We start from the raw sequence: 19593 nt of genomic DNA, 5'->3' as shown, positions 1-19593 counted from the left end.
CGATTTATTCCGCAGCGCTCCATATAATTTGGCTCCGCCACGAGTGTTTAATTTGATAGCCCAAATATAGAATAATTTATACTTCTAAAAAATCATTTATCTTTAAACCTTTAGTAACATTGTAAGTCGAAAGTTCACAACCTTACCAAATGATTCAAAACCAATTTCATTTTGAAAAATTGTATCACGAGTATAAAACTCTAGTGTACAATGTGGCGTTGAATTATCTGCAAAACATTGAAGATGCTGAGGAAATTACACAAGATGTGTTTGTAAAAGTCTATAATTCTTTAGGCGGCTTCAATCAAAAATCCTCTTATAAAACCTGGATTTACCGCATTACCATTAATCAGTGCTTGGATTTTATCAAGCGAAAAAATAGTCAGAAACGCTTTTTTATTTTTGGAAAGAAAAGCCAGAATGAGCAGGAATACCTAAACAAAGCCAACTTTGAACATCCCGGAATTTTGATGGAAAACAAAGAAGATGCGGCAATTCTTTTTGAAGTTATTAATTCGTTAACCGAAAATCAAAAGACTGCTTTTTTGCTTTCAAAGCTTGATGGTTTGAGTAATCCAGAAATTTCGGAGATTATGCAGCTCAGCATTTCATCGGTAGAATCGCTTGTATTTAGGGCAAAAGTTTCGCTTCAAGATAAATTATCTGATAAATTCAATAATTCGCGCAAGAAAAAATAATAACATTCGTCAAAGAAAATAGAAACATTAATATTCAGGATTGAAAGATTCTGAAGCAAGTTCAGAATAAATGGAAAGAAATAATTGGATAGAAAACATTTTAAAAAGCACTGATGGAATTACATCTGTAGTGCCAAGTGACGATTTATTTTCCAAAATTCAGCAAAGAATTCAGTTAGAAAGCAAGGTGTCATCAAAAACAGTTTGGCTAGTTGCCGCTTCGATTGCTGTTTTGGTTTTACTAAACTTTTCGGCACTTAACTCCAAATCAAAACGAACTCACGATTCAACTACAGCTTATTTAGAAATGACTGTGAATCAAAGTAACCAGTTATATAAATAACAATGGAAAAGACAAAACTATTAACGATTGCCGTTATCGGATTATTGCTAATCAACTTTGGAACTTTAGGCTTTTTACTTTTAGGACCAAAAGGTCATAGACCACCACATGGAAATGGTCAGCAGCCAAAAGAAATCATCATAGAAAAACTTCATTTTGATGCCAATCAGCAAAAAGAATATGCCAAATTAATTGAATGGCATCGTAGTGAAATCAATAAACTTGACAGAAATATTCGCGAAGCAAAACAGCAATTGTATGCAGAATTAAATCAAGCAGAAACAGATGCGAAAACAAAAGACAGTTTGATTGCCGTGATAAATTCAAATCAGAAACAAATCGAAGCAACGCATTTCAAACACTTTGAAGACATCAAAAAACTATGTAATAATGATCAGTTAGCAGACTTTAATGAACTAACCGAAGAATTGTCCAAAATATTTGCGCCAAAACCTCGCGGACCAAGACATGATTAAGAAAGGAATACATAGTGTTTTCCTTTTTTTATTTTGCTTTCAGACTTTTTCTCAAAGTAAAAATGATTCGCTTGCAGTAAATTTTCATTTAGAATTTAATAAGCTTCCATTCGAGTTGAATAAGAAATATGTTTCGGCGAACAATGATACTTTGGTTGTTGAAACTTTTAGATGTTATATTTCTAATATTCAAATTCAGTACGAAGACAAATCGGTTTTTATTCAAAAAAACAGCTATCATCTACTCGATTCTGACAATCCAAAATCCTTTCAAATTCCGATAACCAAGAAAAGCTACAAACTAATTTCTAAAATTATTTTCAATATTGGCATTGATAGTTTAACCAATACTTCCGGTGCATTGTCAGGCGATTTAGATCCAATCAAAGGAATGTATTGGGCTTGGCAAAGTGGTTATATTAATATGAAAATAGAAGGCAGAAGCTCGAGTTGCATTACTAGAAAAAATGAATTTCAGTTTCATATTGGTGGTTATCTTCAACCTTATTATGCTATGCGTAAGATGAAATTTGATTGGGACAAAAAAGCTGACGATGACATTTACATTGGCATCGATTTGTATCCGTTTTTCTCTAATTTGGAGTTGAAAGAAACCAACAGCGTAATGATTCCGGGAAAGGATGCAATGAAATTGGCAAATTACATCACTAAAATGTTTTATTCACAATGAAATTCAATTGGAAACATATTTTGGCAATTGGGATTGTCTTAGTTGGTTTTGGATTTTCAAATCAAACTACAACGCCATTATATCTTGATGTACCAAAAGGCTGGCCAAAACCAAAATATGATTTCGAAAAAAATCCATTGACTGAAGAAGGATTTCAATTGGGCAGAAACTTATTTTATGATCCCATTTTATCAAGAGACAATACTATTTCCTGTCAGAGTTGCCATTTGCAGCAAACCGGATTTACACATGTTGACCATCAATTGAGTCATGGTATCGAAGGAAAGATTGGTACACGAAATTCGATGGCGCTAATCAACCTGGCCTGGAAAAAAGATTTTATGTGGGATGGTGGTGTAAACAATCTCGAAGTACAGCCTATCAATCCAATTACAAATCCATTAGAAATGGATGAAAAACTTGAAAATGTTATTGCCAAACTACAAGCCAGTGAAAAATACAGAACTCTTTTTTCAAAAGCTTTTGGCGATGAAAAAGTTACAAGCCAACGATTATTCAAAGCCTTAGCTCAATTTACTGTTATGCTGAAATCATCAAATTCTAAATATGATAGAGTAATGCGAAATGAAGAACAATACAATGAAAGAGAACAGCGTGGTTACAATTTATTTAAAACGAATTGTGCTTCTTGTCATAAAGAACCGCTTTTTACTGATGATAAATTTGAGAAAAACGGATTAACCGTCGATGAAACCTTAAATGATTTGGGAAGAATGAAAATTTCCAATAAAAAAGAAGATTACCTTCGTTTCAAAATACCAACTTTGAGAAATATTCAATTCACATTTCCCTACATGCATGACGGAAGATTTAAAACTTTAACAGAAGTGGTGAAACATTATAATTCTTTAGACCATAATAAAAGTTTACCAAAAGAATTAGCCAAGCCCATGAACTTATCCGATAATGACAGAGTGGATTTAGTTTTGTTTTTAACAACTTTAACGGATAAGGAATTTTTATTTGATAAGCGATTTAGCCATCCAAGAGAATAAATTTTTACAAGTAGTACAAGAAATTTATAGAAACAACGTCTAAAAATATATTACAAAAAAATACAAACCATAAAGTATGAGAAAGTTAATTAAACTTATTACCTTAATTGTAGCATTTATTACTAATGCACAAACTAATCCTGCAATAACGGGATGGTTAATCAACACAACCGGAATTACAGGGCGTCATTATGTTGCCGGGAACTCAACACCCATAAACGATGCCGTATTAGCCAATGTTCAAACTGTGCAATACAATACAACGTATTCTTATATCTCAGCAACTGGAATTCCTGCTTATATTACAGGGCCTTTTCTAGATGGGAATCCATCGTTAGCTACAGCTCAAAATAAAATTTTCAGAATTCCTTTAAATCCTGTTCAAGGCACCGGGACAACAGCAACAACCGGGGGAAATATAGGTGTTTTTAAAAATGGTGTCGCCTTATTTGATTACCGTGATGGTGTAGCTTGGAATAATACTACCGGAGCATTATGTGGCGGACCGGGAAATCCTCCCTGTTCCGGAACGACTAATTGGACAAGAGATGCTATTCCTGCTGAAAGAGCAGGTTTTGATTGTGCCAAAGCACATCCGGCTATGGGAAATTACCACCATCACCAAAACCCAAGTGCTTTCAATTTAGATTTGGTTGTTCTTTCTAATGTTTGCAATACTTACCCTGCTGATGGTTTATATGTAATTAATCCATCGCAACATTCGCCTTTGTTGGGATTTGCCTATGATGGTTTTCCAATTTACGGTGCTTATGCGTATACCAACACAGATGGAACCGGAGCAATAACCCGAATGAAATCGAGTTATCAATTAAAATCATATCCAACCGGATTAAGAACTAATGGCCCAGCTATTAATCAAGTTGTTGGAACACAAACTTTTTTTAATGGTTATTTCAGAGAGGATTATGAATACATTGCTCATCCTGGTGATCCAACGTATTTAGATTCACATAATGGCAGAATTTGCAATACCCCTGAATATCCCGCCTCGTTATATCCCAACGGAATTTATTGTTATTTTACTACCGTAGATGCCAATCATAATTCGGCTTATCCTTATGTAGTTGGACCAACGTTTTATGGCAATATTACGGTTACAACTCCAACATCTGTTCCCGGTGGAACAACGACTTTAACCACTAATTTAATTGAAAACCCTGATTTTAAAGTTACAATAGCACCAAATCCAGCATCAGAATTCATTGCTATTCAGACTCCAATGGCTACAAATGATATGGATGTTTATTTGATAAATGAATTAGGTCAAATTGTAAAAACCAATAAAATTTTGCAAGGAAGTACATTAAGTATTATTGAAACTGATACAATTTATAACGGTATTTATTTTGTAAAAGTTACTGACGGAAAGAATGATAAAACGGTTAAAGTTATAATTAACAAATAAAAAATATTCTAATTAAACCAAACTCTATTCTTAGTGTCAAAAAATCTAAATTTTACGTTATGAACAGAGCTGTATACTTTATTTTACTTCTTACTTGCTGTACTTCCGGCATTGATGCACAAACAAATCCAGCCATCACAGCTTGGCTGCAAAATCCAACAGGAATTACCGGTTATGAAGGAATCCCCATAAATGTGCAACAAGTACAATATTCCACCAATTTTGTTTATATCAGTTGCACTGACATTCCAGGTTGGTTGCCTTTAACCAGTACTGATGGTGTTTCGGCAGGTCCAGATGATTATTGGCCAAACAATCCATGGGAACCATTGAACAAAAATTATTTATTCAAAATCAGATTAAACCCAATACAAAATACCGGAACTCCAACCGTTGCTCCCTATGGTCATATTGGCATTTTTACTAACGGGATGTCGTTGTATAATCCTTTGGATGCTAAAAGTTGGGAAGAAGAAAATGTTTGGTTTCAAAACGCTTTTTATTTTGAACATATTGATTTGCAAACATTTGATATTTGTATGGGACATCCAAACGGAAACTTTGAATACCATTCTCATGTTAGTCCAAAATGCCATTGGGACGAAACCAATTCAAGTGTTCATGCTCCTCTAATAGGTTTTGCTTTTGACGGATTTCCAATTTATGGTTCTTATGGTTATTCAAATACCAATGGAACTGGTCCTATACGAAAAATTAATTCCAGTTATAGACTTCGTAATATCACTGAACGAACTACTTTACCGGACGGAACTGTTTTAACTCCAAACTTTTTTGGACCGCCGCTTTCAACTTATCCATTAGGTGCTTATGCACAAGATTATGAATATGTAGCCGGACTTGGTGATTTAGATGAACACAATGGCAGATTTTGTGTAACACCTGAATATCCTAGCGGCATTTACTGTTACTTTGCAACACTGGATGATAATTTAGTGCCGGCTTATCCTTATCTAATCGGACCAACATTTTACGGTGTAGTTACCTCTTCCAATATGGGACCAAATGGTGGATTAAATACAACAATTACTGAGCCTGTAACTGTTTATTTGAGCATCAATGAAGTTGATAATGTATTAGTGTTACTTTGTTATCCAAATCCGGCAAGTGACACTGTTAATTTTTATATTCCAGCTTCATTTAATAGCAATATGACTTTTTCGATATTTGATATAACGGGTAAAAAAATAAAAGAGGTAAGCAACATACAAACCGCTGTTTCCTATTCAATAGATGTTAGCGAGCTACAATCAGGACAATATATTGTTACTTTAGATAATGGTACAACAAAAACATCAGAAAAAATAATCATCAAATAGTATGAAAAAACTATACTTACCTATACTATTCGTTTTCATTACAAATTCCTTTTCTCAAACCATTGGATTAATTCAACACGATACAGGTTCGTTAGATAATGGATATGTTTTATTTGCTCCGATAAACAGCACTACAACTTATTTGATTGACAAATGTGGAAAGGAAGTCAAAACCTGGCCTAGTACCTATAGACCGGGACAATCAGTTTACATTCTTCCGGATGGAAATTTACTTCGAACCGGAAATGCAAATAATACCACTTTCAATGCTGGCGGAAGAGGTGGAATTATTGAGAAAATTGATTGGAATGGTAATGTAACTTGGAGTTATACTGTATCGGATGCTACAAAATGCCAGCACCACGATGTAAAAGCATTACCAAATGGAAATGTACTCATTATTGCATGGGAAGCTAAAACCAATACACAAGCTATTGCTGCCGGTAGAAATCCATCATTAGTTCCAACTACTTTATGGAGCGAACAAATAATTGAAGTGCAGCCTAATGGTTTAAGCGGTGGCATCATAGTTTGGGAATGGCATCTTTGGGATCATTTGATTCAGGATTATGATAACGCTAAACCAAACTTTGGAAGCATTGCTACTAATCCACAGTTACTTAACCTTAATTTTAATGCAAGTGCAACCGAACCAGATTGGATACATTTAAATTCGATTGACTATAATCCTACCCTTGACCAAATTTTGATTAGTTCACACAATATGAACGAAATATGGATTATTGACCACAGTACAACCACAGCTCAAGCGGCAAGTCATACTGGTGGAAATTCAGGAAAAGGAGGAGATTTATTATACCGTTGGGGGAATCCCGCTGCCTATAATAATGGAACAATTGCAAATAAAAAATTTTTTGGACAACATAATGCCAATTGGATTGTCAGCGGTCTTCCTTTTGAAAATCAAATCATGATCTATAATAATGGTTTAGCGAGAACAGGAGGAAACTACACAACTGTAGAAATTATTAATCCGCCAGTTATTGGATATACTTATACAAATACACTCCCCTATTTGCCAACGACATATTCATGGATTTATAATAATGGAAATCCCAATAGTTATTATGCACAAAATATATCAGGAGCACAACAGCTTTCTAATGGAAATGTATTGCTTTGCAATGGTCCGGCTGGTATGTTTACTGAAGTCAATTCAACTGGAACTACTGTTTGGAAATATATAAATCCAATAGCTCAAAGTGGTGTAATGACCCAAGGAACAACACCTGCACAAAATTTAGTGTTTAGATGTAGTTTTTACCCAAATGATTTTATTGGATTTGCTGGTCATTCACTACCTTCAGGCAATACAATTGAAAATACCAATGCAGTTTCTGCCTCTTGTAATTTAACATTATCTATTCCAGAAAATAATCTGTCAGATGCCATTAAAGTGTATCCCAATCCTGCAGAAGATTACCTTACAATTGATTGGAGCAATTTAGAAATAAACTTTGTTTCTGTCTCTTTGATAAATAATTTAGGGCAAATTATATTTAAAAAATCGATTGATTCAAATAGAAATACGATTTCTGTTGACGATTTAGTGAAAGGGATGTATTATTTAAAAATAGAATCCAGTGAGGGTCAACTTATCAAGAAAGTGACTATCAAATAAAGAAACTCAACATAATTAAATCTTAATAATTAGCCTTTATAAACTTATCAGTCGAAGTTCCTTTGTCGCTAAGAATCTTGATAAAGTAAATTCCTGCTTTCAATCCCGAAACATCTATCGTATCATTTGGATTAGTCGTAACCTGAATCAATTGCCCAAGTTCATTATAAATGCTTACAGAACTAATGGTCACATTTTGTTTGGTTGTAATCGTTAAACTGTTCTTCGCCGGTACAGGAGACAAAGTAAACATATTACTAAACTCAAAATCCTGTGTTCCTAAAGCGGCAATTGTCGTTGTAGCCGTATTGGTAACAATTGGGAAATTATAATCAAAATAAATGCTTGCAGAATTACTAAAAGTATTTCCAACCACCAATGTTGACTTGGTTTTAATTTTAAATACCACATAACCATCGTTGTTTGCATCATCAAATGGCAGGTTAATATTTTCAAAGATAAACTCTACTCTATTGGTATATGTAATCTTTGTTAAAAAAGAATGACTGGCACTCAAAGCTACTAAAGTGGCAATATCAAACTTTGCGGTATCAATAATATCTTTGACAACAACATTTTCAGCAGCAGCGGTTCCGGTGTTTTCAAAGCGTATCATATAATGTACATAGTCCCCAACCTTTTCTACTCCAACTACATTTCCTTCCAGACAATTTTTATCATTTGGATCAAATGAACCAACAACCACTTGCTGTAAGCGATGTGAATTATCGGTCTGGGTTTCGTCTCCAGCCAATGGAAATATGGTTGATTCAAATTTAATTATACTGCCAATGTTAAGCGGAAGAGACTCCGATGGCGTATTCATATTAAGCGTGACTTCTATCTCACGTATTTCAAAAGGAAGCAGATTCACATAATTCCATGTCAGCAAACTAAAGTTTATACTTTCCGGTGTTGGTGTCGCTGAGACAAAATCCATATAATCATCATCAAAACCAAATGTCAATGTTCCTGACATAGTTTGGTTGCCTTTGTTTTTGTATACAATTTTATATCTTGCATCAAATCCGGGTCTTGCTCGGGTTAATGGAAAAATCCATGATTCAACATCATTGTGAATTCCATTGGCAGAAATACAAAAGTCTTGTGTATACGGACTACTTTGAGTTGGGAAATTCACAACTGTCGAAGTAGGAGAAACTATAAAGTAACTTGGATTTTCTAAAACAGGAGTAATGGTATGAGTTCCAGCTGACACAGGAATTGAATAATTACCGGACGTATTTGCAAACATACTCCCGGTAGTCACTCCTGAAAAGTTTAATTTTAAGTATGGATAAGATATGTCCAATAAATCACATCCATTATTATTACTATCAAATTTACTGTTACCTTGGATTGTATAATAATTTCCTCCGGGTGTAAATGAGCAATAAGTTCCAATATTACAATTGGTCATTGAAAATACATCTAAAAGATTTTGAATACTATTTAACTGACCTTCATCAGCACATATATATCTTAAAGTGGGATTACTTCCGAAACCTGTGTTTGCTTCATTTTTACCATTTTTTAAATTCAACCAAACCAATTGATTACTGGCACAATAAACATTATTCAAATTTATGCAAGAACTAAAATCTAAAGTGGTTAATTGATTTGTATCAAACCAAGCAGTCGTGAGGTTTACCAATCCATTTACATTTACAGAAGTAAGTTGATTTTGCCATGCCGTAATACCTGTTACATTAGTAAGCCCCGTAAAATCAAGAGAAGTTATTTGATTTGACTGACAAAAGAAAGCCTGAAGATTTGTAAATGGAGCGAGATTAATAGCGGCAAGACTATTATATGCAACATTTAATCTTACCAGATTTGTAAAATTTTCTATTCCGGTAACATTTGAAATTAAAACTGAAGCTGCTGCATTTTGATTATTGACATCTAACCATGCTATTTGTTGGGCTTCACTTACTTCGATTTCTCCGTTATTATTGGCATCAATTTTTATATAATTCCCGGCTAAATCTTTACCAATTTGATTAGTCGTACTCGCCGCCAACAACTTCGTCTTAAAATTAATATCAGGAATTGTAACTATCTGTGCATTAGAAATAAAAACATTGATTGTAAGAAGTAAAAAAAAGTACAGTTTTTTCATAAATAAGGTTTGATATTCAAAGATAAGAAAAATAAGAAATAAAAAAAGCCTCACGAATGTGAAGCTTTAAATTTAATATATTGATAATGAGATTAACCCATTACTTCTTTTACTTTTTTACCAATCTCAGCAGGAGAATCCACTACGTGAATACCGCATTCTCTCATGATGCGTTTTTTAGCTTCAGCTGTATCATCAGCTCCACCAACAATTGCACCTGCATGTCCCATTGTTCTTCCTTTTGGAGCAGTCTCTCCGGCAATAAAACCAACAACCGGTTTGCGGTTACCATCAGCTTTTATCCATTTGGCAGCATCTGCTTCCAATTGACCTCCGATTTCACCTATCATTACGATGCATTTGGTTTCGGGATCATTCATTAATAATTCAACTGCTTCTTTAGTTGTTGTTCCGATGATTGGGTCACCGCCAATTCCGATAGCTGTTGTAATTCCCATTCCTTGTTTTACAACCTGGTCAGCCGCTTCATAAGTCAATGTTCCCGATTTAGAAACGATGCCAACACCTCCCTTTTTGAAAACAAAGCCCGGCATGATACCAACTTTAGCTTCCTCAGGAGTAATTACTCCCGGACAGTTTGGCCCAATTAATCTGCAATCTCTATCTTTAATATATGCATACGCCTTAATCATGTCCGCTACTGGAATACCTTCTGTGATAGCAATAATCACTTTGATTCCGGCATCTGCAGCTTCCATAATAGCATCAGCTGCGAAAGCAGGCGGAACAAAAATAATAGAAGTATCAGCTCCTGCTTTTTCAACAGCATCTTTTACCGTATTGAATACCGGTTTGTCTAAATGGGTTGTACCACCTTTTCCCGGTGTTACTCCACCAACAACATTGGTCCCATACTCAATCATTTGTGAAGCATGGAAAGTCCCTTCGCTTCCTGTAAATCCCTGAACTATTATTTTTGAATTTTTATTAACTAAAACGCTCATGTTTTTGTTTGTTTTAAACTGAATTTATTTCAGATTCTGTTAGTTTATATTAATTGTTGCTTGTTTATTTTTTGGTGCTACAAAAGTAGAAAATAGTAATTAGTAATTAGTGATTAGTAATTAGTTTTTTTACCCTTTATAATTGACTCATTTGATAACCTCTGTAAAGCTTGTTGTTTTTTAATTCCCATATAACCATGAAATGTGCTAAGAGCATTTCTTCTCTTGGGTTTTCAATAGTTTTTACATAATGTGAATAACGAACAGAAACGGTATTGCCGTCTTCTAAAATATGGGTTATCCTGGCTTTCGAACGAACATATGCTTTTCCCAATTCTGTTGTTAAATCTATTATTTCCTGACGATTTAGTTTTAGAAAACCTTTGGAACTATGCCATTCTAAAACTATATCATCATGCAAAAGTTTGGAAACAGTTTCGGTTTCCAGCAAGGCATCAGATTTATAAAACTCCTGAACGATTTCTTTAGCGCTCATCTTTATTTAGTTTGTTTAAAATTTCCGGTATTTTCTTTAAGTTGGCAAACTGCTTCATCTTCTCTCTCGCTTCATCGATTGGAGTTCCGTAATAGGTCTTCGCTCCTTCTACAGATTTACTTACTCCGGTTTGTCCCATAATCACTGCTTTGGCACCAATAGTAATTCCGCTTGTAGTACCAGATTGTCCCCACATGGTAACTTCATCTTCAAGTACTACACAACCTGCAATTCCAACTTGTCCGGCAATCAGACATTTTTTCCCAATTATGGTATCGTGTCCAACATGCACCTGATTATCTAACTTAGATCCGGCACCAATAGTAGTATCTCCGGTCACGCCTTTATCAATAGTACACAACGCTCCTATTCCAACATTGTCTTCAATAACAACTCTTCCGCAGGAAAGCAATTGATCAAAACCTTCAGGTCGCTTTTTGTAATAAAAAGCATCTGCTCCCAAAATTGTGCCCGAATGAATAATCACATTATCTCCAATCACCGTGTTATCATAGACAATTACATTCGCATGAAGCAAACAGTTTTTACCAATAGTTACATTGTGTCCGATAAAACAATTCGGTTGAATAACTGTCCCTTCTCCAATTGTTGCCGATTCTGAAATACTCACATTTGCTGCCATAAAAGGACTAAAATGCTTTGTCAGTTTGTTGAAATCTCTAAAAGGGTCATCCGAAATCAATAATGCTTTTCCTTTTGGACATTCAACTTCCTTGTTAATCAAAACAATAGTCGCTGCCGATTGTAGCGCTTTATCGTAGTACTTTGGATGGTCAACAAAAACAATATCTCCGGGTGTAACTACATGAATTTCGTTCATGCCTTCCACAGGAAAATCATCAGCACCAACATATTGGCTACCGATAATGGCCGCAATTTCTTTTAAAGTATGTGTTTTTGGGAATTTCATTTTTTTAGTATTCAGTCGCAGTCGCAGTATTCAGAGCCACACAACTGTGACTGTAAACTGTGACTGTAAACTATTCCTTAACGCGTTCCATATAAGAACCCGTCGCAGTATCTATTTTGATTTTGTCACCTTCATTGATAAATAACGGAACATTTACTGAAGCTCCGGTTTCAACTTTAGCAGGCTTTGTTGCATTTGTTGCTGTGTTCCCTTTTACGCCTGGTTCAGCATAAGTAACTTCTAAAACGATAGAAGCCGGCATATCAACAGAAAGTGGTAAGTCCGTTTCAGTATTAATCTGAACCATTACGTTAGTTCCTTCTTTCAATAAATCCGGAGCATCAAGAATATTTTTATCTAAAGTGATTTGCTCATACGTTTCAACATTCATGAAATGAAATTGATTTCCTTCTGCATATAAATATTGGAAATTTTGAGTTTCCACACGAACCGTATCGATTTTGTGTCCGGCAGAAAACGTATTATCCAATACTTTTCCGTTAGTTAAACTTTTTAATTTGGTTCTCACGAAAGCCGGGCCTTTTCCTGGTTTAACATGAAGGAATTCAATAATTTTATAAATATCGTGATTGAACTTAATGCATAATCCGTTTCTAATATCTGATGTAGATGCCATTTTGATGTTTATTTGTTAATTCGGTTATTTGTTTATTTGTTGTGTTTAATTAAGAACCTGAGTATCCCTTCATGATTCCTCTTGATGAGTTTCTGATAAAATCTAAAATCTCGTCACGTTCCGGTGAAGCTGACATTTCGGCTTCGATAATGCCCATTGCCTGTGAGGTGTTATAATTTTTTTGATACAGAATTCTGTAAATATCCTGAATTTCCCTGATTTTTTCAGAAGAAAATCCTCTTCGTCTCAAGCCGACAGAATTAATTCCAACATAAGAAAGCGGCTCTTTTGCAGCTTTAGTATAAGGAGGAACATCTTTACGAACCAACGAACCGCCCGAAATCATAGCGTGATCACCTATTTGGATAAACTGATGAATGGCAGCTAATCCTCCGATGATAGCATAATTTCCAACGATTACGTGTCCGGCCAAAGCGACGCCGTTTACGATAATTGCGTTATCTCCAATATGACAATCGTGGGCAATGTGGGCAGTTGCCATAATAAGACAGTTGTTACCAATCTTGGTTTGCCCCGATGCGATTGTACCACGGTTAATCGTAACACACTCTCTAATAGTTACATTGTCACCAATTACTGCAAGTGATTCTTCTCCTCCGAATTTTAAATCCTGAGGTACGGCTGCAATTACAGCACCCGGAAAAATGTTACAATTTTTTCCTATTCGTGCGCCTTCCATTATGGTAACATTGGAGCCAATCCAGGTTCCGTCACCAATGACTACATTGTTGTGAATGGTTGTAAAAGGTTCGATTACTACATTTTTGGCAATCTTTGCTCCAGGATGTACGTATGCTAAAGGTTGATTCATAAGTTATCAGTTATTGTTTAATTAACTCTGGCAATTTGCGCCATCAATTCTGCTTCGGCAACTAATTTTCCGTTAGCATAAGCACTAGCCGACATGTGACAAATTCCTCTACGAATTGGTGAAATCAAATCACATTTAAATATCAATGTATCGCCCGGCAATACTTTATGTTTGAACTTCACATTGTCAATCTTCATGAAATAGGTTAAATAGTTTTCTGGATCGGGAACCGAACTCAGAATTAATATTCCACCGGTTTGTGCCATAGCTTCTACAATGATTACGCCAGGCATTACAGGCGCTCCCGGAAAATGCCCTACGAAGAACGTTTCATTCATCGTAACATTTTTCAAACCAACTACATGATTATCTGACATTTCGATGATTCTGTCGATAAATAAAAATGGTGGTCTGTGCGGCAGAATACTCATGATTTTATGAATATCCATTAAAGGCTCTAGGTTTAAGTTAAAAACCGGAACCTGATTTTTTTGCTCTATTTTAATCATCTTAGACAATTTTTTTGCAAACTGTGTGTTTACAAAATGCCCTGGTTTGTTGGCAATTACTTTTCCTTTAATTCTTGTTCCTACTAAAGCTAAATCACCTATAACATCAAGTAATTTGTGACGTGCCGCTTCATTTGGATAATGCAAAGTCAAGTTATCTAAAATACCATTTGGTTTAACCGATATTGAATCTTTACCAAATGCCACTTTCAGATTTTCGATAGTTTTTGGTGAAATTTCTTTATCCACATAAACGATGGCGTTATTCAAATCGCCTCCCTTTATCAAACCACTATCCAATAATGTTTCTAATTCATGAAGGAAACTAAAAGTTCTGGCATCGGCAATTTCAGTTTTAAATTCTGAAATGCTTTTCATAGTAGCATTTTGAGTTCCTAAAACTTTAGTACCAAAATCAACCATTGTCGTTACCTGATATTCATCTGAAGGCATTAAAAGAATTTCGCTTCCGGTAGCTTCATCTGTAAACGAAATTACTTCTTTTACAACATAATATTGGCGTTCTGCCTCCTGCTCAACTACTCCTACTTTCTCGATTGCTTCGACAAAAAACTTAGAAGAACCGTCCATAATTGGCGGCTCTGATTCGTTTAATTCAATAATTACATTATCAACATCACAACCTACAAAAGCTGCCAGCACATGTTCTGAAGTTTGGATTTTAACACCTAATTTTTCAAGGTTTGTTCCGCGTTGTGTATTCACTACATAATTCGCATCCGCTTCAATAACCGGAGAACCTTCTAAATCTACTCTGACAAAGGTAAAACCATTGTTCACAGGAGCAGGTTTAAAAGTCATTTTTACTTCTTTTCCAGTATGAAGTCCAACACCTGTTAGTGAAATTTCGTTTTGGATGGTTGTTTGTTTAACCATGGTAAGCTATTTAATTGTATTATTATTCTTTTTTAATTCTTCTATATCGGCAACAATCTTAGGCAAATTCCTAAAATGAACATATGATTTACTGTAATCAGCATAGCCAAAAGACGGACTGCCCTGCAGCACTTCTCCGTCATTTATATTTTTTCCAATACCCGATTGTGCCTGGACACGAACATTATTTCCGATAGTGATATGACCAGCAATACCAACTTGACCGCCAATCATACAATTGCTTCCAATTTTAGTTGAACCCGCAATACCAGTTTGAGCAGCAATTACTGTGTTTTCGCCAATTTCAACGTTATGAGCAACTTGAATGTGATTATCTAACTTTACTCCTTTTCGGATTAATGTTGTTCCTAAAGTAGCTCTGTCGATAGTCGTATTTGCTCCTACTTCGACATCATCTTCTATTATTACGTTACCAATTTGTGGAATTTTACTAAACGTTCCGTCTTCAGTTGGCGCAAAACCAAAACCATCCGAACCTACAACACATCCTGAATGAAAGTTACAATTGTTTCCAATTTCGGTTTCAGAATATATTTTTACACCTGCAAAAAAGATACAGTTATCACCAATGGTCACGTTATCTCCGATAAAACAGTTTGGATATATTTTTACATTGTTGCCAATAGTCACATTTTTTCCGATATAACTAAAGCTTCCCAAATAAAGTTGCTCGCCATAAGTCACATTTTCCGAAATCACAGATGGTTGTTCAATGCCCGATTTCATTAGCTTTACCTGATTGTAATATTCCAACAATTTTGAAAAAGACTGATAGGCATCTTCTACTTTAATCAACGTAGTTGTCAGCTCATTCTCGGGAACAAAATCATTATTAACAATGGTAATTGTTGCTTCGGTAGTGTATATAAAATTAACATACTTTGGGTTGGCTAAAAACGTTAGCGAACCTTGTGTTCCTTCTTCAATCTTGGCTAATTTAAAGACTTCGGCATCAGGGTTGCCTACCACTTCGCCTTCAAGAATTCCCGCTATTTGAGCTGCTGTAAATTTCATCGCCACAAAAGTATAAAAAAATCGATTTTAATGGTAGTTTTCGTCAAGTTGTTTTGGATAACAAATAAAATACTTAGTAACCGGTTTTGACAAGGCTTTTAAATTCAATTGGTCAGAAGCTTCCACTACATCTTCGATGGTTTTGTCTTTTTTTAAAATCCTAATCGGTTCAGCATCTTTGCTGTAGGCCTGATTTTTAATCTTTCCTTTGAAGATAAAATATTTGGCTTCCTGTTCAGTAATATTGTGCTCTTTAGCAAAGCGTGTAATCATTTCCACCAACACTTCTTTTGGAAACTTTTCGCTGTTGAGCTTTATTTTTGGCAAGTCTCTGTTGATAATCATTTTACTCAAACTACTCAAGATATAATCATTGTGATTTTGCCAATTTTTTAATGAACTAATTACATCAAAATCATCAAGTTGAGAAAAGTTATCTAAATCATTATTAGAAAAATTTTCAGAAGTTATTTTGTATTCCATGAAATGCTTCAACGGCTTGCTGCACTCTATTTCAATACCTTTGTGAAATAACTCTTTTGCTCTTTGCAATGCATTAGTTAATGTCAGTTCGGCCACTAAACTTGTTTTGTGCAGATAGGCTTGCCAGTACATCAATCGTCTTGCCATCAGGAACTTTTCGATAGAATAAATCCCTTTTTCTTCCATAACTAAAACATCATCCATGACATTCAGCATTTGGATTAGTCGGTCTGAATTAATATTTCCTTCGGCAACACCCGAGTAAAAACTATCGCGTTTTAAATAATCCATTCTATCCATATCCAATTGACTTGAAATCAACTGCAACATGAACTTCCTGTGATATTCTCCTTTAAAAATCTGGATTGCCAAACTCAATTGCCCATTAAACTCTTCGTTAAGTTTGTTCATGAACAACATTGAAATTTCCTCATGATGGACTTCCACAATGCTGTGTTCCAAAGTATGTGAAAACGGCCCATGTCCAATATCGTGCAACAGTATTGCAATGTATAAAGCATTTTCTTCTTCTTTGGAAATAGAAACTTCTTTGGAGCGCAAAACCTCAACGGCTTTTTGCATCATATGCATAGCGCCAATTGCGTGATGAAAACGAGTGTGATGTGCGCCGGGATAAACCAAATAAGACAAACCCATTTGGGTAATGCGACGCAAACGCTGAAAGTAAGGATGCTGAATTAAATCATAAATCAACGTATTCGGAATGGTGATAAAACCATAAATCGGGTCGTTGAATATTTTAAGTTTGTTAGTACTGCTCAAAACTGTTGATTTTCGTAAAGATATAAATTTATACCAAAGCTTTGAAATAGTTCAGCAATAGTTTGTCATTCTCGCGAGTTGGGGTGAAAACTTCAAGAATTATTGGCTTCTCATTTTGCTTGAAAAGTTTAGACAAACCTTTTTTTAATGACGCATCATCGCTTGCCGTGGCATAATCCAACTGATACATTTTAGCCAAATGCTCCGCTGTTAAACAATGCGAGGTTTCAAAATAAGTGTTGAAAGTTTCCGTTTCCTGATGTCCCGGTAATATTCTGAAAATACCGCCACCGCCATTATTTATTAGGATGATTTTAAAATTCTTTGGAATATAATTGTTCCAAAGTGCGTTGCTGTCGTAAAGAAAACCAATGTCGCCAGTAATTAAAACTGTTGGCTTTTTGCTTCCGACTGCGGCTCCAATAGCTGTTGAAGTGCTTCCGTCTATTCCGCTTGTTCCTCGGTTACAAAATACTTCTATCGATGTGTCGATATCGAATAATTGCGCATAGCGAATAGCCGAACTGTTACTAATTTGTAATTGGATATCCTTTGGCAAACTTGATAAAATACTTTCAAATGCTTTTAAATCACAAAACGGAACCTGAGAAAGATACTCGTTATGTTTTACTTTTCGATTTGAATGAATATTTTGAAAAGTCGCTTTATAATCACTTTCCATGTTTTTTACAAATGGTAAAAATTGTTTAAAAAACTGATTTGGATGAACTTTAAAATGTTTGGTCAACATACCAAATGTATCATAAGCTCTATGCTCATCAATGTGCCAATGGTGTTTTGGCTTATATTTTCGTAAAAATGCTTTTACTCTCTTCGATACAATCATGCCACCAAATGTGATTAGAATTCTCGGTTGCAGTTCTAAAAATTCTGATGGTGAAAATGGGGTGATTACAGTATCGATGTTATTGATAAAACTCGGATGATGCAAGTTTGATATCGTTTCGGTCATCACAACAACCGACGGAATAGATGCCAGTTGATCTAACCATTTTTGCTCAATAGAATTCGGAGTACATTCTCCAACCAAAATTAGAACTTTACGGCTGTGATTCCATAATGTAGAAAAAGCTATAATATCATCGACATCTAGTATTCTTTGAGGTAAAACCAAACCGGTTACATTAAAATCGACTGAAAGTTTGTTCGTAGTTTCGTATAGCGGTTCTTCAAAAGGAACGTTGATATGTACCGGTCCTTTTCGGGCAATAGCCACATTAATTGCTTCATTGATAAAAACATCATTTTCTTCTGAAGCTTCTTCGGTTAAATTGGCATTGTATAACGAATGATTGATAAAAACATTTTCCTGACGAATCGTTTGTCCGTCACCAATATCTATTTTATCAAAAGGCCTGTCGGCGGAAATAACAACAAACGGAATCTGACTGTAAAACGCTTCGGCAAAAGCCGGATAATAATTCAGCAATGCCGAACCAGATGTACAAACTACAGCAACCGGTTTCTTGGTCTGCTGTGCAATTCCCAAAGCAAAAAAAGCAGCACAACGCTCATCTGCAATACTATAACAGTTAAACTTTGGATTATTAGAAAATCCTATAGTTAATGGCGCATTTCTGGAACCTGGGGAAATTATAATATCGTGAATTCCTTTGGCGTGGCATATTTCAATAATGCTTTGTGCTAAAGGTATTTTAGGGTAAATCATTGTTGCTTATTAATGGAAACAAAGATACAAAGTTGATAAATCATATTTCTGAAAATTATCTTATTTTTAGCCTATGGAAATTAAAATCAGAAATTATCAACCAACCGATGCTGAAAAAATTGTTACTGCTCTCAATCATTATATTGCGACTTCTACTGCTTTGTATGATTATAATCCAAGAACTAGCGAACAGCAACAGTCCATTTTTGAGGAAAAACTACAGAAAGGATTTCCTGTAATTGTTGCCATAATTGATGATGAAGTTGTCGGCTTTGGCTATTACAGTGAATTTCGGTTTCGCGAAGCGTATAAATTTACAGTAGAACATTCGGTTTATGTAATGCCAAACGAACACGGAAAAGGTATTGGAAAAGTGATATTGCATAGCTTAATTGACTTAGCCAGAAATCAAAAACTACATACTATGATTGGTGTGATTGATGCAGAAAATGAAAGCAGTATTGCTTTTCATGAGCAGTTTGGCTTTATTACAGTCGGAATTATAAAGGAAAGTGGATTTAAGTTTAACCGATGGCTGCATAGTGTGATTATGCAATTGATGTTGGAGTAAATTCACTGTCTTT

General features: G+C 35.1%; 19 protein-coding genes and 1 pseudogene. 10 read left to right on the top strand and 10 right to left on the bottom strand.

Going from position 1 to position 19593, the window contains the following annotated elements; genetic code table 11:
• The first annotated feature begins 149 nt into the window (after window positions 1-149).
• The 9 genes and pseudogenes from L1S35_RS07545 to L1S35_RS13340 all read left to right on the top strand — a co-directional run bounded on the left by L1S35_RS07545 (window position 150) and on the right by L1S35_RS13340 (window position 7629).
• Window positions 150-698: an RNA polymerase sigma factor gene (locus L1S35_RS07545; protein ID WP_236398752.1), complete on the top strand. Its 549-nt coding sequence runs from the start codon at window positions 150-152 to the stop codon at window positions 696-698.
• 70 nt (window positions 699-768) lie between these two features.
• Window positions 769-1041, top strand: a complete 273-nt coding sequence (locus L1S35_RS07540) for a hypothetical protein (protein ID WP_236398751.1) — start codon at window positions 769-771, stop codon at window positions 1039-1041.
• Between the two features lie 2 nt (window positions 1042-1043).
• Window positions 1044-1517, top strand: a complete 474-nt coding sequence (locus tag L1S35_RS07535; protein WP_236398747.1) for a periplasmic heavy metal sensor — start codon at window positions 1044-1046, stop codon at window positions 1515-1517.
• On the top strand, window positions 1510-2208 hold the full coding sequence (locus L1S35_RS07530; protein ID WP_236398744.1) for an MbnP family protein: 699 nt from the start codon (window positions 1510-1512) through the stop codon (window positions 2206-2208). The genes L1S35_RS07535 and L1S35_RS07530 overlap by 8 nt, the downstream gene beginning before the upstream one ends.
• Window positions 2205-3224, top strand: a complete 1020-nt coding sequence (locus L1S35_RS07525; RefSeq protein WP_236398741.1) for a cytochrome-c peroxidase — start codon at window positions 2205-2207, stop codon at window positions 3222-3224. The genes L1S35_RS07530 and L1S35_RS07525 overlap by 4 nt, the downstream gene beginning before the upstream one ends.
• 76 nt (window positions 3225-3300) lie before the next feature.
• Window positions 3301-4650 carry a YHYH protein gene (locus tag L1S35_RS07520; RefSeq protein ID WP_236398738.1) on the top strand — a complete coding sequence of 450 codons (1350 nt, stop codon included), beginning with the start codon at window positions 3301-3303 and terminating at the stop codon, window positions 4648-4650.
• 59 nt (window positions 4651-4709) lie between these two features.
• The gene (locus L1S35_RS07515) at window positions 4710-5987 is read left to right on the top strand and encodes a T9SS type A sorting domain-containing protein (protein WP_236398735.1); all 1278 of its coding nucleotides are present in this window, start codon (window positions 4710-4712) and stop codon (window positions 5985-5987) included.
• Between the two features lies 1 nt (window position 5988).
• Window positions 5989-7185 (top strand): annotated as a pseudogene (locus tag L1S35_RS07510) (aryl-sulfate sulfotransferase); the annotation flags it as partial.
• A gap of 33 nt (window positions 7186-7218) precedes the next feature.
• Entirely contained in the window at window positions 7219-7629 is a 411-nt protein-coding gene (locus tag L1S35_RS13340) for a T9SS type A sorting domain-containing protein (RefSeq protein ID WP_370641058.1), read from the top strand.
• 22 nt (window positions 7630-7651) lie between these two features.
• Here the strand turns inward: L1S35_RS13340 and L1S35_RS07505 are convergent, their stop codons facing one another.
• The 10 genes from L1S35_RS07505 to menD form a co-directional block, all read right to left on the bottom strand.
• Window positions 7652-9751 (bottom strand): DUF7619 domain-containing protein, encoded by a 2100-nt coding sequence (locus tag L1S35_RS07505; protein WP_236398729.1) that lies wholly within the window; start codon window positions 9749-9751, stop codon window positions 7652-7654.
• A 92-nt stretch (window positions 9752-9843) separates the two neighbouring features.
• A complete protein-coding gene (sucD, locus tag L1S35_RS07500; protein ID WP_236398726.1) occupies window positions 9844-10716 on the bottom strand; it encodes a succinate--CoA ligase subunit alpha in 873 nt (290 codons plus the stop codon).
• Window positions 10717-10852: 136 nt separating this feature from the next.
• On the bottom strand, window positions 10853-11212 hold the full coding sequence (locus L1S35_RS07495; protein WP_236398723.1) for a nuclear transport factor 2 family protein: 360 nt from the start codon (window positions 11210-11212) through the stop codon (window positions 10853-10855).
• Window positions 11202-12143: a UDP-3-O-(3-hydroxymyristoyl)glucosamine N-acyltransferase gene (locus tag L1S35_RS07490; RefSeq protein WP_236398721.1), complete on the bottom strand. Its 942-nt coding sequence runs from the start codon at window positions 12141-12143 to the stop codon at window positions 11202-11204. The genes L1S35_RS07495 and L1S35_RS07490 overlap by 11 nt, the downstream gene beginning before the upstream one ends.
• 70 nt (window positions 12144-12213) lie before the next feature.
• A complete protein-coding gene (gene efp / locus L1S35_RS07485) occupies window positions 12214-12780 on the bottom strand; it encodes an elongation factor P (protein ID WP_236398718.1) in 567 nt (188 codons plus the stop codon).
• A gap of 49 nt (window positions 12781-12829) precedes the next feature.
• Window positions 12830-13612, bottom strand: a complete 783-nt coding sequence (lpxA, locus tag L1S35_RS07480) for an acyl-ACP--UDP-N-acetylglucosamine O-acyltransferase (protein ID WP_236398716.1) — start codon at window positions 13610-13612, stop codon at window positions 12830-12832.
• Window positions 13613-13629: 17 nt separating this feature from the next.
• Window positions 13630-15018 (bottom strand): bifunctional UDP-3-O-[3-hydroxymyristoyl] N-acetylglucosamine deacetylase/3-hydroxyacyl-ACP dehydratase, encoded by a 1389-nt coding sequence (locus tag L1S35_RS07475; protein ID WP_236398714.1) that lies wholly within the window; start codon window positions 15016-15018, stop codon window positions 13630-13632.
• A gap of 6 nt (window positions 15019-15024) precedes the next feature.
• Window positions 15025-16053: a UDP-3-O-(3-hydroxymyristoyl)glucosamine N-acyltransferase gene (gene lpxD, locus L1S35_RS07470; RefSeq protein WP_236398712.1), complete on the bottom strand. Its 1029-nt coding sequence runs from the start codon at window positions 16051-16053 to the stop codon at window positions 15025-15027.
• A gap of 27 nt (window positions 16054-16080) precedes the next feature.
• Entirely contained in the window at window positions 16081-17319 is a 1239-nt protein-coding gene (locus L1S35_RS07465) for an HD domain-containing protein (protein WP_236398710.1), read from the bottom strand.
• A 28-nt stretch (window positions 17320-17347) separates the two neighbouring features.
• Window positions 17348-19009 carry a 2-succinyl-5-enolpyruvyl-6-hydroxy-3-cyclohexene-1-carboxylic-acid synthase gene (menD, locus tag L1S35_RS07460; RefSeq protein WP_236398707.1) on the bottom strand — a complete coding sequence of 554 codons (1662 nt, stop codon included), beginning with the start codon at window positions 19007-19009 and terminating at the stop codon, window positions 17348-17350.
• A gap of 73 nt (window positions 19010-19082) precedes the next feature.
• Between menD and L1S35_RS07455 the strand changes: the two genes are divergently transcribed.
• Window positions 19083-19580 (top strand): GNAT family N-acetyltransferase, encoded by a 498-nt coding sequence (locus L1S35_RS07455; protein WP_236398704.1) that lies wholly within the window; start codon window positions 19083-19085, stop codon window positions 19578-19580.
• Window positions 19581-19593: the final 13 nt, after the last annotated feature.

Origin of the sequence: Flavobacterium anseongense (assembly GCF_021608185.1) — a bacterium.
GTDB lineage: Bacteria > Bacteroidota > Bacteroidia > Flavobacteriales > Flavobacteriaceae > Flavobacterium > Flavobacterium anseongense.
This window is presented reverse-complemented; position numbering and strand designations above follow the sequence as displayed.

Excerpts from the sequence above, each read along its gene's own strand:
- L1S35_RS07545 (WP_236398752.1), top strand. The coding sequence starts at position 150 with ATGATTCAAAACCAATTTCATTTTGAAAAATTGTATCACGAGTATAAA.
- L1S35_RS07540 (WP_236398751.1), top strand. The coding sequence starts at position 769 with ATGGAAAGAAATAATTGGATAGAAAACATTTTAAAAAGCACTGATGGA.
- L1S35_RS07535 (WP_236398747.1), top strand. The coding sequence starts at position 1,044 with ATGGAAAAGACAAAACTATTAACGATTGCCGTTATCGGATTATTGCTA.
- L1S35_RS07530 (WP_236398744.1), top strand. The coding sequence starts at position 1,510 with ATGATTAAGAAAGGAATACATAGTGTTTTCCTTTTTTTATTTTGCTTT.
- L1S35_RS07525 (WP_236398741.1), top strand. The coding sequence starts at position 2,205 with ATGAAATTCAATTGGAAACATATTTTGGCAATTGGGATTGTCTTAGTT.
- L1S35_RS07520 (WP_236398738.1), top strand. The coding sequence starts at position 3,301 with ATGAGAAAGTTAATTAAACTTATTACCTTAATTGTAGCATTTATTACT.
- L1S35_RS07515 (WP_236398735.1), top strand. The coding sequence starts at position 4,710 with ATGAACAGAGCTGTATACTTTATTTTACTTCTTACTTGCTGTACTTCC.
- L1S35_RS13340 (WP_370641058.1), top strand. The coding sequence starts at position 7,219 with ATGACCCAAGGAACAACACCTGCACAAAATTTAGTGTTTAGATGTAGT.
- L1S35_RS07505 (WP_236398729.1), bottom strand. The coding sequence starts at position 9,751 with ATGAAAAAACTGTACTTTTTTTTACTTCTTACAATCAATGTTTTTATT.
- sucD (WP_236398726.1), bottom strand. The coding sequence starts at position 10,716 with ATGAGCGTTTTAGTTAATAAAAATTCAAAAATAATAGTTCAGGGATTT.
- L1S35_RS07495 (WP_236398723.1), bottom strand. The coding sequence starts at position 11,212 with ATGAGCGCTAAAGAAATCGTTCAGGAGTTTTATAAATCTGATGCCTTG.
- L1S35_RS07490 (WP_236398721.1), bottom strand. The coding sequence starts at position 12,143 with ATGAAATTCCCAAAAACACATACTTTAAAAGAAATTGCGGCCATTATC.
- efp (WP_236398718.1), bottom strand. The coding sequence starts at position 12,780 with ATGGCATCTACATCAGATATTAGAAACGGATTATGCATTAAGTTCAAT.
- lpxA (WP_236398716.1), bottom strand. The coding sequence starts at position 13,612 with ATGAATCAACCTTTAGCATACGTACATCCTGGAGCAAAGATTGCCAAA.
- L1S35_RS07475 (WP_236398714.1), bottom strand. The coding sequence starts at position 15,018 with ATGGTTAAACAAACAACCATCCAAAACGAAATTTCACTAACAGGTGTT.
- lpxD (WP_236398712.1), bottom strand. The coding sequence starts at position 16,053 with ATGAAATTTACAGCAGCTCAAATAGCGGGAATTCTTGAAGGCGAAGTG.
- menD (WP_236398707.1), bottom strand. The coding sequence starts at position 19,009 with ATGATTTACCCTAAAATACCTTTAGCACAAAGCATTATTGAAATATGC.
- L1S35_RS07455 (WP_236398704.1), top strand. The coding sequence starts at position 19,083 with ATGGAAATTAAAATCAGAAATTATCAACCAACCGATGCTGAAAAAATT.